The following is an 11,263-nucleotide window of genomic DNA, read 5'->3' as shown; positions in this document are numbered from 1 at the left end:
ATCAGCGATCAGTGAGGCGCCAGCGCTCCCGCTATCCAGAGGACGGCGAGGACGCACACGACGAGGGTGAAACCTCCTGCGTAGTGGCGGAATCGCGCCCGCCACGGCATCTGGCGGAGCACGATCATCACCGCCACCAGGGCCGTCAGGCCGACCGGGAGAAGCGCTCTCGCCGCGCGGTCGAACGACGTGAGCGGCAGGTACGTCTGGGCTCCGTAGAACGACAGGATCAGCGCCGGGAGCCCCAGGCCCGCGGCCGCCGCGGCGGCGAACAGGTTGAAGTTCTGCTGCGCTTCGGCGTCCTGCGCCACCGAGATCGTCGACATGCTGTCCTGCAACGAGTGCAGCCGCGCGGTTTCCTCCTCCAGGAGGTTGCTCATCGACCGGCAGTGCCGGATCGCGTTGTAGTGCATCCGGTCCGGGATCGGGGTTTCCGGGCCCGGCGGCTCGGCGGCTCCGCCCTGCTGGTGCGCCGTTTCGTCGCGTCGCCAGAGGTCGTCGCGGATCGCCGCGCGCGACTCGTCCCGGGCTCGGTTGAACGCGATCGACAGCTCGATGACCTCCGCCAGCAGTCGTCGCAGCGGCTCCTGGCGGCGGTTGGCCAGCTGGTCGGCCAGTCGCCGTTCCAGCTCGTAGCGCAGCGCCCGGACCTTCGTGACCTCGTTGTGCGAGGACTCGGCCACCGCCTTGGCGAGGGTGGCGGCCACGTCTTGCGCGTCGCCTCGCACCGGATGCGCCGGCTCGGCCAGCGAGGCGCCCAACGCGTCGTCAAGCTGCGACCGCACGTCCTGCACCTGCGTCCAGCGCTCGCGCTCCGACCACAGCGCCGTCACCAGGATCGTGACCTCCGGTGCGGCGTCCGGGTGCACCGCGATGCGCACCCGGCCGGTGATCAGCTTGCGCGATCCGCGTTCGCCGATGAGCCGCAGCAGGGGAGCCGCGCGGTAGGCGGACGTGCCCGCCTGGTGGAAGGCGTCTTCTTCGTCCGGGAAGCCGTGCTCTTCGGTGTGCTCGTAGCGGACCTTCGCCGACACGCCGAGTTCCGGCGCGCTCGCATCGCCTGTGAACAGGCGTAATTCCGCCTCCTGGGCACTCATGATCACATCCTAAGCGGCGCCCACCCGGCGGCGTGGGGAACGGGGACCCGGTCGAGTCGGGAGCGAGCGGGCCGCGGGTTGAGGCCGGATGATGGCCCGCGGGAGTCCGGACTGGGAGGCACCACATGTTCGACATCACCAGGCAGGTCACCTCCGTGCAGCGCGTGGTCAGCCAGCACTCGGTCGGCGGTGGCGCGCAGGTCAGCGTGCTGCTGCGCCGCAACTACGCCGCCCCGATCGAGGAACTCTGGCGCGCCCTCACCGAACCGGACCGGTTGCGGCGCTGGTTCCTGCCGATCACCGGCGAGCTCCGGGAAGGCGGCCGCTACCAGTTCGAGGGCAACGACGGCGGCCAGATCCTGCGCTGCGCGGCGCCGCGCCTGCTGAAGACGACGTTCGGCGACAGCGTTTTGGAGCTGCGGCTCTCCGAGACCGACGGCGGCACCGGGCTCGAGATGATGCACTCGGTCCCGATGAAGCCGATCAGCAGCGGCGCGGGCGCGCTGTTCGTCGGCCCCGGCTGGGACGTCGGCCTGCTCGGGCTGGACCGGTACCTGCGGGGCGAGTACGTGCCGGGATGGGAGAACTCCGCTGCGGCGCAGGAGTTCTCCCGGCAGACCATCAAGGCGTGGGCCGCCGCCACCGAGGATTCCGGCACGGCCGACGGCGACCAGATCGCCGACGGGGTGGCCGCGGCGACCGCCCGGTTCACGCCCGATCTCGACCAGACGACCGCCTGATCGCGACCGCCATCAGGGCGGCCGCTGCGCACAGCGCGGCGGCGCTGATCCAGACCGCGTCGTAGGAGCCCAGCAGGTCGCGCGCGACGGCACCGGAGTAGGCGATCAGCCCGGCGCCCAACTGGTGCGCTGCGCTCACCCAGCCGAAGACGATCGCCCCGCCCGCCCCGAAGACCTGGCGGCACAGGGCGATCGTCGGCGGGACGGTGGCGACGTCGAGCAGCCCGAACAGGACGGCGAAGCCGATCATCTCGGGCCGCACCGTAGGCCCGAACAGCGCGGGCAGTGTCAGCAGGGAGACGCCGCGCAGCGCGTAGTAGCCCGCCAGGAGCAGCTGCGGGCTGAACCGGTCGGTGAGCCAGCCGGAACCGATCGTGCCGGCCACGTTCACCACGCCGATGACCGCGAGCAGCGAGGCCGCCATCGTCGTCGGCATGCCGTGGTCGTGCGCGGCAGGGGCGAAGTGGGTCCACATGATCCCGTTGGTGGATGCCCCGCAGATCGCGAAAGTGCCCGCCAGCAACCAGAACGGGCCGGTTCGCGCCGCGTCGAACAGCAGTCGCACCGCGCGCCGGGCCGCGCCCGGCACCGGCTCCGGCTTCGCCTCGAAAACCGTTGCGCCGTACGGGCGCAGGCCGAGGTCGGCGGGGTGGTCGCGCAGCACCGACCAGGCCAGCGGCGCAGTGACCAGCGCGATCAGCGCGAGGCCCACGGTCGCCGAACGCCACGCGAAGTGGTCGATGACCCAGGACATCACCGGCAGGAACGCGAACTGGCCGAAGACGCTCGCCGCGGTCAGCAAGCCGGTCACCAGGCCACGGCGGGCCACGAACCAGCGGTGCGTCACGGTCGCCGCGAACGCCATCGCCAGCGCGCCGCAGCCGATCCCGACGAGCACCCCCCACCCCAAGACCAGCTGCCAGGATTCGGAAACGATCGTGGTCAACCCGGCGCCGGAGGCGATCAGCAGCAGCGCGCTCACCGCCACCCGCCGGATGCCGAAGCGGTCCATCAACGCCGCGGAGAACGGCGCGGTCAGCCCGTAGAGCGCCATGTTGACCGAGACTGCGACGCCGATGGCGGCCCGAGACCAGCCGAATTCGTGGTGCAGCGGGGTGATGAGCAAACCGGCAGTGGTGGCGCAGGCGCCCGCGCCGATGACCACCAGCGCGGTGACTGCGGCGACCCACCACGCGCGGTGGAGGCCCGCCCGGGCGGCTGTTTCGATCGTCATGCCCCGACCCTGCGCCGCCGGCCGCCGCGGAACGAGTGGCCCGTTGGCCAACATGTGCAAGAATCGGGCCATGGCCGATCGAGTCGCGGTACTGGTCCGCCACGGCGTGATGCCGATGGAGCTGGGCCTGGTGCACCAACTGTTCGGGCGGGCCTGCTCGCCAGCCGGAGAACCCCTGTACGAGATCGTGACCTGCGCACTCGTCCCCGGCGTGGTGCGCACCGACGCGGACTTCCCGATCCACGTCGCGCACGGCCCCGAGGCGCTGGCCGACGCCGGAACCGTGATCATCCTGGCGTCGCACGAGCCCGACGAGACCGAGACCGAAGGCCGGCTCGGCGCGGAGCTCGCCGCGGCGTTCGCGCGGATCCGGCCGGGCGCCCGCATCGCCTCGATCTGCACCGGGGTGTTCGTGCTGGCCGCGGCCGGGCTGCTCGACGGCCGCCGGGCGACGACGCACTGGAGGTCCTGCGACCAGTTCCGGCGGCTCTACCCGGCGGTCCGGCTGGATCCCGACGTCCTCTACACCGACGACGGCGATGTGCTGACCTCGGCGGGCGAGGCGTCCGGGATCGACCTGTGCCTGCACATGATCCGGTGCGACCACGGCGCGGCGGTCGCCAACGAGGTGGCGCGGACGACCGTGGTGCCGCCGCATCGCGACGGCGGCCAGGCCCAGTACATCCGGCGGCCGATGCCCGAACCGCAGTTCTCGTCGACCGCGCAGGCCCGGGCGTGGGCGCTGGAGCACCTGGACCGGCCGCTGACCCTGCGCGAGCTGGCCGCGCGGGATTCGATGAGCGTGCGGACGTTCACCCGCCGGTTCCGCGACGAGGTCGGCATCTCGCCGCTGCAGTGGCTCACCCAGCAGCGCATCGAGCGCGCCCGGCAGCTGCTGGAGGAGACCGACCTGTCCGTCGACCGGATCGCGGCAGACGCGGGCTTCGGCACCGCGGCCTCGCTCCGGCAGCACCTGCAGGCGTCGCTCGGCGTGTCACCCAGCGCCTATCGCGGCACCTTCCGGGGCAGCGCCGCGGTGAGCTGATGCCTGCCGTGAGTCTTTTGGGTTGCCATGGCAGCCCAAAACACTCACGGCCCCGTCGGTAGCGGAACCCTTGCCGTAGTCCTCCCGCCTGGTTGAGGATCTGATGGTCAGACCACCGGGTCTGGTTGTCCACCTTCCGGGAGGAAAGATCATGACGAATCGGCTCGCCAACCTCTTCCGGCTCGACGGGCGCAAGGCGGTCGTCGTCGGCGGTGGCAGCGGCCTGGGCCGCTCCAGCGCGGTGGCACTGGCCGAGTTCGGCGCGCAGGTGATCGTCGCCGACGTGGATCCGGTCGGCGCCGAGGAGACCGTCGAGGCGATCCGGCAGCTCGGCCACGAGGCGAGTCGGCGCGAGCTGGACGTGCGCGACGGCGCGCAGATCGGGCGGCTCGCGGAGGCCCAGGCGGACACCGAGGTACTGGTCGTGACGCCCGGCATCAACGTCCGCAAGCGCCTGGTCGACACGGTCGACGAGGAGTTCGACCGCGTCGTGGACGTCAACCTCAAGGGCACCTACCGGCTGGTGCGGGACTTCGGCGCCCGGATGGCCGAGCGCGGCCGCGGCAGCATCATCACCTTCGCCAGCTTCCGCGCCGAGGTGGTCGAACCCGGCCAGGGCATCTACGCCGCGACCAAGGCCGGCGTCGTGCAGCTCTCCCGCGCGCTGGCCGCGGAGCTGGGGCCGAAGGGCGTGCGGGTCAACGCGATCGCGCCCGGCCCGTTCGAGACACCGCTGACCGCGCAGATCAAGTCCGATCAGTCCTGGTATGGCGCCTATGCGGACAAGACCGCGCTGAAGCGGTGGGCCGCCGCCGACGAGATCGCCGGTGCCGTGGTGTACCTGGCCTCGGACGCCGCGTCGTACGTCACGGGCAGCCTCCAGCTGGTGGAGGGCGGCTGGACGGCGATCGACGGCCGCTTCGAGCCCAGCGTCTGATCCGCCGGCGCCCCGGGGGTCGTGAGCGAAACATCCGGTAAGAGCCGGAATCATCGCTCACGACCCAGCGGCCGGCGCCCTGCTCAGGGCTTTTCGACCTAGGCGGCCAGGCCGCCGGTGATCCGCACCAGTTCGTCGAACGACGTCGGGAACATCGCGTGCTTCGCGCCCGCGCCCGCCCAGACCTCGGGGAAGTCGGCCAGCATCCGGTCCACCACGGTCCGGATCGGCCGCGGATGCCCGACCGGGCCGACGCCGCCGACCGGCTGCCCGGTCACCTCCAGCACGAACTCCGGAGTCGCGCGCCGGATCTTGCGCACCCCGAGCAACCGCGCGACGTGCTTGGTGTCGACCCGGTGCGCGCCGCTGGCGACGATCAGCAGCGGCTCGTCGTCGGCGGTGAAGATCAGGCTGTTCGCGATCGCGCCGAGCTCGCAGCCCAGTCGCTCCGCGGCCGCCGCCGCGGTCGGCAGCTCCGCGTCGAACTCGACGACGGAACCCGCGACGTCGAGATCACGCAGGCAGGCGGTGAAGGTGTCCGTGGCATTGCTCATGCCGCGCAGAATTCCGCAGGCCGCCCCGCCGGAACAAGTTGTTTTGCCCGGGAGAGTGCCGGCGCTGTCGCCACCCTCCGGACGTCCGTCAGCTCAGCAGCAGCAGGAGCTTGCTGACGCCGGTCAGGTTGGGGCTGGGGATGAACTCCGGGCCCTCGGCCGGATCGGTGCGCAGGTTCGGGAACCGGTCCAGCAGGATGTTCAGCGCGACCCGGCCCTCCAGGCGGGCCAGCGGTGCTCCCAGGCAGAAGTGGATGCCGCGGCCGAAGCCGATCTGCGGGTTCGGGTCCCGGCAGACGTCGAAGACGTCCGGGGCGGTGAACTGCCGGGGGTCGCGGTTGGCGGCCGCGATCCACAACAGCAGCAGCTGGTCGGCCGGGATCACCGTGCCGCCGAGCTCGACCTCCCGGTCGGTCGCCCGGGACACCGCGGCGAACGGGCTGAAGTAGCGCAGCGACTCCTCGATCGCCGAGGGCACCAGCGACCGGTCCGCCCGCACCTTCGCGAGCTGCTCGGGGTGCGCGTCCAGGCACAGCACGGTGTTGCCCAGCAGCATGGTCGTGGTGATGTGCCCGGCGATCAGCAGCACCATCCCGAAGTTGACCACCTCGGTGTCGGTGAGCCGCACACCGTCCACTTCGGCCTCGACGAGCTTGCCCAGCAGGTCCTCGCGCGGCGCGCGCCGCCGCTCCTTGACGTGCTCGAGCAGGTAGTCGGACAGCTGCTGGATCTGCTCCATGGCTTTCGCCATGTACTCCTCCTGCTCCTTCGAGCGGTCCTTGATGGAGAACTGGTTGGAGCTGTTGAACATCGCGTCGACCCACTTCTTGAACAGGCCCCGGTCGCTGCTCGGCACGCCCAGCAGCTCCGCGATCACGATGACCGGCAGCGGGTAGGCCAGGTCCCGGACCAGCTCGGTCCGGTCGGACACGGCGTCGAGGAGTTCGTTGGTCAGTCCGGCGATCCGCGGTTCCAGGTCGGCGACGACCTTGGGCGTGAAGGCGTGGCTGACCAGCTTGCGGAGCTTGTGGTGTTCAGGCGGGTCCATCTGGACGAGGTTGCCCTCGTCGTTCCCGGGCATCTCGGGCACCAGCCGCCGGGTGTTCGACGAGAAGGTGCCGGGGTTGCTGAGGGCTTCCAGGATTTCGGGGTACCCGTAGACGTTCCAGATCCCGGCCGCCGAATCGTGTTCGACCGGCTGCTCCGGTCGCACGCCGCGCAGCCAGAACTGCGCTTCGTTGATCCCCCAGGTGTCGGCGAGGGTCGTCATTTGTTGCCCCTTCCTGATGGACGAGCGCCGCCGGTCAGGCGCGCTCGCTGGTTATCCCGGAGGTGTAGATCCACTTCCGGTAGTTCGCGTTGATCTCGTCGAAGAGTGCGCTGATCTCGGCCGCCGCCGCGGTCAGCGAAGAGTGATCGGGCCCCTCGTCGGGCTCGAAGGCCCGGTGGATGGTCTGCGCCAGCGCTTCCGCCTTGGCCTGGTCGTCCAGGCCCTCCAGGTGCGGGTTGATGCTTTCCAGCAGGAAGAACCCGGTGACCGTGGCGTACAGCGAGAAGACCAGGTGCGGCACGTCGTCGCGCACCAGGCCGTACTTGTTGATCAGCTCGACGTAGCGGGCGGTGAACTCCTGACCGCGGCTCTGCGCATCGCCCTGCTTGAGGTTGCCGAGCAGTTCCGCGTCCCCGGTGACCAGCGCCCGCATCAGCGGCCTGCGCTGGGTGGCCAGGAACGAGGTCTGCATGAACCGGTGCGGCCGGACCTCTTCGGGATCGCGGCGCACGCGGTCGATGAGCTCGGCGGTCAGGTCCGCGGATTCGCGCAGGAACAGCGACTCGAACAGCCGCTCCTTGGTGCGCCAGTGCAGGTAGACGGTGCCCTTGCCGATGCCGGCCTGCCTGGCGATGTCCTCGATGGTCACCTTCCGGTAGCCCAGCCGAATCATCAGTTCGCCGGCCGCGTCGAGGATGCGGTCGGCACGTTCGGTGGGCTGCGTCATGGTGCTTCTCCTGCCTTCGGTTCGATCCGTTGACCAGATTTGAAATCTGGTCAACCGGTCATGAGTGTCACGGTAGACCCGGCCGGGATGATCGGGCAATGGATCTCGGGTCGGCTTTGACGCCGTCTTGATGCGTCACCCGGAAGCACCAACCCGTGCCTCCGCCGGGCGAACTCCGCCGCGCGCGGTCGCCCGGGCGGGCTTAGGTTCGGCAGGCAGCACGCATGCCGAAAGGCCTTTTCCGGCCCGCCCCGAAGGGAGCACCATGGGATTCGGAGAGTTCAAGGACCGCCTGCGGGATCTGGGCAAGGAGCACGGCGACAAGATCGAGCAGGGCTTGGACAAGGCGGCCGAAGCGGCGAAGGAGAAGTTCGGTCACGAGGACCAGATCGACAAGGCCGCCGAGAAGGGCAAGGAGTTCCTCGACGGCAACGAGCCGGGCGCCGGCGAACAGCGCTAACGGGACATCGCCGCCCGACCCAAGCTGACGAGCGGGACGAGGTGAGGGCCATCCTGCTCGCCAGTGGTCGGAGCGGATCATGGAGAGGCCGCCCAACGCACAGGGCGGCCTCTCTTCATGCGCGGAGCCTGTTTCCCGGCTCGTTTTGCGTAGGGGTGCGGGTGGCGGCCCCCTGCGGGAATTGCCGTCGCCTTCTCGCTGTGGGATCCCCGACATCATGAATGGCCAATTCACCACGTCGGGCTGTCCTCGCCGAGAACCCCGGCGGGGTGGGCACAGCCTGAGAACTCGCGGCGGTGCGAGTTGCGAGGGTGGGCTAAGCGGCTGCGTCGCTTCAAAGACGACAACCCGCCCTACTGCACGCCGCCACATCCAAGGCAGCCTTTATGGCAACTCGAGAGGCTCGCGGCCGGTGTCACACCGGGATTTCCACCTCGGCGGCGTTCTCCGACAGCGCGACGACTCGCCCGCCGCGCTCGCCGAGCTCCCGCAGGCGCTCCAGCGCGGTGTCGTTGAGCTGCACCGTCGCGCTCACCCGCTCGTTGATCGCGAGTTCGTCGAGCGTTCGCCGCGCCTCGTGACCAGCGTCCACTGTGGACTTCAGGCCGCCGGTGGAGGCGAGCGAGCCGCGGGCCGCGCCGAGCCGGCCGAGGGCGTCGTCCACGGCGTCGAGCAGCGCGATCCGGTTGCCTTCCGTCATGGCCCGCACCAGCTCCGGCTCGCTGCCCGCGACCCGGGTGCCGTCGCGGAACGAGCCGGCGGCCAGCGACAGCGCCAGCGGCCCGCCGTCGGCTCCGACCGCCGCGAGCACCGCGGCGAACACGTGCGGCAGGTGCGAGATGCGCGCGACCGCGAAGTCGTGCGAGGCCGCCGACGTCGGCACCACCTGGGCGCCGCAGTCGAGCGCGAGCCGGGCGGCCTCGCGCCACGCCGCGAGCGTGGTGCCGTCCTCGATGGTCACCGCCCAGGCGGCCCCGGCGAACAGCTCGCCGGAACCCGCCGACCAGCCTGAACTCGACACGCCGGCCATCGGGTGGCCGCCGGCGTAGCGGCCGGCGGGCAGGAGGCTGCGGACCTCGGCGTCGACCGGATCCTTGACGCTCACCACGTCGGTCAGCCAGGCGTCGGGAGCGTGCTCGGCGACCTGCCGCAGCACCGCGCGCACGGCGGTCAACGGCGTCGCGACGACCACGAGTGCCTCCGCCTCGGCGGCTCGGCGCAGGGCCGGTTCGATGTCGAGAACTTCGAAGCCCTCGGCCCGCGCACCGGCGGCGTCGGCTTCCGAAGCGGTGGTGCCCCAGACGGGGCGTCCGGCGGTTTTGGCGGCTCGCAGCACCGAGCCGCCGATGAGTCCCAGTCCGATCACGCACACGGCACGCATCGGTCCATCCTGCCTGAACTCTCCGCCGACCACGTACCCGGTTGAGCGGCAAACAATGCCCGGAAGGTTACGAGCGCGCAATAGTGCTTTCGGGTGGCGTTCGTACGCTCTACGGTGTCCTCATGACGGTGCAGGAGCCGGTCTCTGGCTTCGCCGTCGCCGTGGTCCGGGAGGACGGGCGGTGGCGGTGCAGCACGATGGACCAATCGGTGCTGGCCGGCCTCGACGCCTCGATCACGGCGTTGCGCGAGCTGCGTTCCACCGGCGCGGTGTTCGGAATGTGCAATGTGGACGACGAGTTCTTCGTGCTGATCAGGCCGGTGCCCGGCGGCGTGGACCTGCTGCTGTCGGATGCCGCCGCGGCGCTGGACTACGACATCGCGGCGGACGTCCTCGACCTGCTGCGCATCGATCCGCCCGATGAGGACGACGAAGAGGTGTGGCCGGAGGGCAACCTCGCGATCCTGTCCGATCTCGGGCTGCCCGAGGGCGAGCTGCTGGTGATCATCGAAGAGGTCGACCTCTACCCGGACGAGCAGCTGGAGATGATCGCCCAGCGCTGCGGGTTCGGGGACGACTTCGCGAAGGTGCTGGAGAAGCTGGAGCAGTGAGCACATCCGGTGTCCGCGCGGGCGACGCCGAGCTGGTGCGGGACGCGTTGCGGATCGCCGCCGAAGCACCATCCACAGGGGACGTTCCGATCGGCGCGGTCGTGGTCGACCAGGACGGGCGCGTCCTCGCCCGGGCGCACAACCAGCGCGAAGCGCTGCAGGATCCCACGGCGCACGCGGAGATCCTCGCGCTGCGCGCCGCTGCCGCCGTGCACGGCGACGGCTGGCGGCTGGAGGGCTGCACGCTGGCGGTCACCGTGGAGCCGTGCACGATGTGCGCCGGCGCATTGGTGCTGGCCAGGGTGGCCAGGGTGGTGTTCGGGGTGTGGGAACCGCGGACCGGCGCGGTGGGCTCGCTGTGGGACGTGGTGCGGGATCGCCGGCTCAACCACCGGCCGGAAGTCGTCGGCGGCGTGCTGGCCGACGAGTGCGCCGCGGTGCTGGAGGAGTTCTTCGCCGGACACCGAGAGTAGCGCTCGGGCGTTACGGATTTCGTCATATTCCACCGGTTCGGGTGGCCTGTCTGCGCCGTGATCGACATCCCGGCCTGTGACGATTGGTTGATCCGCTTCCACGAGGGCGGACTAATCGCGTTGCAGGGGGAAGTAACGTGGAACCGACCGATGCAGTCTTGGCCAAGCGCATCGCGGCGGGCGATGTCGACGCGTTCGAACTGGTTGTGCGCCGGTACTCGGACGGGATCTTCGGCATGTCGCTGCGGATGCTCGGAGACCGGGCCGAGGCCGAGGACGTAGTGCAGGACGTGTTCATCACGGCGTGGCGGCGGGCCGGCGAGCTCGTCGAACCGGCGGCCCTGCGAACCTGGCTGTTCCAGGTCGCGCGCCGGCACTGCCTGATCGTGTTGCGCCGCCGACGGATGCGCCGCACCGATCCCGTCGACGCGCTACCCGAGCACCGAGCCGCCGTGGGAGCCGCCACGTTGATCGCCGATCCGCAGCGAGCCGCGGAGGCGGGAGCGGGCGTGCTGGCGCTGCGGCACGCGCTCGCGGGCCTGCCGACCAAGCAGCGCGACGTCTGGGTTCTCGCGGAGGTCGACGGCCTGTCGTACGGCGAGATCGGCCAGCGCGTCGGCGCTGGTGAGCAGGCCGTGCGCGGCCGCCTGTCGCGGGCCCGGGCCAGCCTGGCCGACATGCTGCGGGCCTGGCGGTGACCCCCTGTGTCGAGCGGTATCGGGCGACCGGTAGCC

Annotated in this window: 13 protein-coding genes; 7 read left to right on the top strand and 6 right to left on the bottom strand. The window is 70.7% G+C overall.

The window, feature by feature from the left end; all coding sequences use genetic code 11:
* Positions 1–8 precede the first annotated feature (8 nt).
* The gene (locus AB0I53_RS10895; protein WP_358599856.1) at positions 9–1,097 is read right to left on the bottom strand and encodes a hypothetical protein; all 1,089 of its coding nucleotides are present in this window, start codon (positions 1,095–1,097) and stop codon (positions 9–11) included.
* 125 nt (positions 1,098–1,222) lie between these two features.
* Here AB0I53_RS10895 and AB0I53_RS10890 point away from each other — a divergent pair, with 125 nt between their 5' ends.
* Positions 1,223–1,837, top strand: a complete 615-nt coding sequence (locus AB0I53_RS10890; protein ID WP_358599853.1) for an SRPBCC family protein — start codon at positions 1,223–1,225, stop codon at positions 1,835–1,837.
* On the opposite strand, the gene AB0I53_RS10885 is transcribed toward AB0I53_RS10890, so the two are convergent.
* Positions 1,806–3,071 carry an MFS transporter gene (locus AB0I53_RS10885; RefSeq protein WP_358599850.1) on the bottom strand — a complete coding sequence of 422 codons (1,266 nt, stop codon included), beginning with the start codon at positions 3,069–3,071 and terminating at the stop codon, positions 1,806–1,808. The two genes, AB0I53_RS10890 and AB0I53_RS10885, sit on opposite strands and share 32 nt — an antisense overlap.
* Before the next feature lie 70 nt (positions 3,072–3,141).
* Between AB0I53_RS10885 and AB0I53_RS10880 the strand changes: the two genes are divergently transcribed.
* Positions 3,142–4,116 carry a helix-turn-helix domain-containing protein gene (locus AB0I53_RS10880; protein WP_358599848.1) on the top strand — a complete coding sequence of 325 codons (975 nt, stop codon included), beginning with the start codon at positions 3,142–3,144 and terminating at the stop codon, positions 4,114–4,116.
* A gap of 151 nt (positions 4,117–4,267) precedes the next feature.
* Positions 4,268–5,053, top strand: coding sequence for an SDR family oxidoreductase (locus tag AB0I53_RS10875; protein ID WP_358599846.1), 786 nt, complete (start codon positions 4,268–4,270; stop codon positions 5,051–5,053).
* A gap of 98 nt (positions 5,054–5,151) precedes the next feature.
* On the opposite strand, the gene AB0I53_RS10870 is transcribed toward AB0I53_RS10875, so the two are convergent.
* The 3 genes from AB0I53_RS10870 to AB0I53_RS10860 form a co-directional block, all read right to left on the bottom strand.
* Positions 5,152–5,607 carry a YbaK/EbsC family protein gene (locus AB0I53_RS10870; RefSeq protein ID WP_358599843.1) on the bottom strand — a complete coding sequence of 152 codons (456 nt, stop codon included), beginning with the start codon at positions 5,605–5,607 and terminating at the stop codon, positions 5,152–5,154.
* Positions 5,608–5,695: 88 nt separating this feature from the next.
* A complete protein-coding gene (locus AB0I53_RS10865; protein ID WP_358599840.1) occupies positions 5,696–6,877 on the bottom strand; it encodes a cytochrome P450 in 1,182 nt (393 codons plus the stop codon).
* Positions 6,878–6,911: 34 nt separating this feature from the next.
* The gene (locus tag AB0I53_RS10860) at positions 6,912–7,604 is read right to left on the bottom strand and encodes a TetR/AcrR family transcriptional regulator (RefSeq protein WP_358599837.1); all 693 of its coding nucleotides are present in this window, start codon (positions 7,602–7,604) and stop codon (positions 6,912–6,914) included.
* Positions 7,605–7,869: 265 nt separating this feature from the next.
* Here AB0I53_RS10860 and AB0I53_RS10855 point away from each other — a divergent pair, with 265 nt between their 5' ends.
* Positions 7,870–8,064, top strand: a complete 195-nt coding sequence (locus tag AB0I53_RS10855; protein ID WP_358599834.1) for an antitoxin — start codon at positions 7,870–7,872, stop codon at positions 8,062–8,064.
* Between the two features lie 415 nt (positions 8,065–8,479).
* Here the strand turns inward: AB0I53_RS10855 and AB0I53_RS10850 are convergent, their stop codons facing one another.
* Positions 8,480–9,445: a prephenate dehydrogenase gene (locus AB0I53_RS10850; RefSeq protein ID WP_358599831.1), complete on the bottom strand. Its 966-nt coding sequence runs from the start codon at positions 9,443–9,445 to the stop codon at positions 8,480–8,482.
* A 122-nt stretch (positions 9,446–9,567) separates the two neighbouring features.
* On the opposite strand from AB0I53_RS10850, the gene AB0I53_RS10845 reads away from it, so the two are divergent.
* The 3 genes from AB0I53_RS10845 to AB0I53_RS10835 all read left to right on the top strand — a co-directional run bounded on the left by AB0I53_RS10845 (position 9,568) and on the right by AB0I53_RS10835 (position 11,227).
* Positions 9,568–10,056 (top strand): tRNA adenosine deaminase-associated protein, encoded by a 489-nt coding sequence (locus tag AB0I53_RS10845; protein ID WP_358599828.1) that lies wholly within the window; start codon positions 9,568–9,570, stop codon positions 10,054–10,056.
* The gene (locus AB0I53_RS10840; RefSeq protein WP_358599825.1) at positions 10,053–10,529 is read left to right on the top strand and encodes a nucleoside deaminase; all 477 of its coding nucleotides are present in this window, start codon (positions 10,053–10,055) and stop codon (positions 10,527–10,529) included. Before AB0I53_RS10845 ends, AB0I53_RS10840 begins: the two co-directional genes overlap by 4 nt.
* A 137-nt stretch (positions 10,530–10,666) precedes the next feature.
* Positions 10,667–11,227, top strand: a complete 561-nt coding sequence (locus tag AB0I53_RS10835; RefSeq protein WP_358599822.1) for a sigma-70 family RNA polymerase sigma factor — start codon at positions 10,667–10,669, stop codon at positions 11,225–11,227.
* The last annotated feature ends 36 nt before the right edge of the window (positions 11,228–11,263 follow it).

Source organism: Saccharopolyspora sp. NPDC050389 (assembly GCF_040655595.1).
Lineage (GTDB): Bacteria > Actinomycetota > Actinomycetes > Mycobacteriales > Pseudonocardiaceae > Saccharopolyspora.
Note: the sequence above shows the minus strand (reverse complement) of the source record. Positions and strands in the feature narration are given on the sequence as shown.

Excerpts from the sequence above, each read along its gene's own strand:
- AB0I53_RS10895 (WP_358599856.1), bottom strand. The coding sequence starts at position 1,097 with ATGAGTGCCCAGGAGGCGGAATTACGCCTGTTCACAGGCGATGCGAGC.
- AB0I53_RS10890 (WP_358599853.1), top strand. The coding sequence starts at position 1,223 with ATGTTCGACATCACCAGGCAGGTCACCTCCGTGCAGCGCGTGGTCAGC.
- AB0I53_RS10885 (WP_358599850.1), bottom strand. The coding sequence starts at position 3,071 with ATGACGATCGAAACAGCCGCCCGGGCGGGCCTCCACCGCGCGTGGTGG.
- AB0I53_RS10880 (WP_358599848.1), top strand. The coding sequence starts at position 3,142 with ATGGCCGATCGAGTCGCGGTACTGGTCCGCCACGGCGTGATGCCGATG.
- AB0I53_RS10875 (WP_358599846.1), top strand. The coding sequence starts at position 4,268 with ATGACGAATCGGCTCGCCAACCTCTTCCGGCTCGACGGGCGCAAGGCG.
- AB0I53_RS10870 (WP_358599843.1), bottom strand. The coding sequence starts at position 5,607 with ATGAGCAATGCCACGGACACCTTCACCGCCTGCCTGCGTGATCTCGAC.
- AB0I53_RS10865 (WP_358599840.1), bottom strand. The coding sequence starts at position 6,877 with ATGACGACCCTCGCCGACACCTGGGGGATCAACGAAGCGCAGTTCTGG.
- AB0I53_RS10860 (WP_358599837.1), bottom strand. The coding sequence starts at position 7,604 with ATGACGCAGCCCACCGAACGTGCCGACCGCATCCTCGACGCGGCCGGC.
- AB0I53_RS10855 (WP_358599834.1), top strand. The coding sequence starts at position 7,870 with ATGGGATTCGGAGAGTTCAAGGACCGCCTGCGGGATCTGGGCAAGGAG.
- AB0I53_RS10850 (WP_358599831.1), bottom strand. The coding sequence starts at position 9,445 with ATGCGTGCCGTGTGCGTGATCGGACTGGGACTCATCGGCGGCTCGGTG.
- AB0I53_RS10845 (WP_358599828.1), top strand. The coding sequence starts at position 9,568 with ATGACGGTGCAGGAGCCGGTCTCTGGCTTCGCCGTCGCCGTGGTCCGG.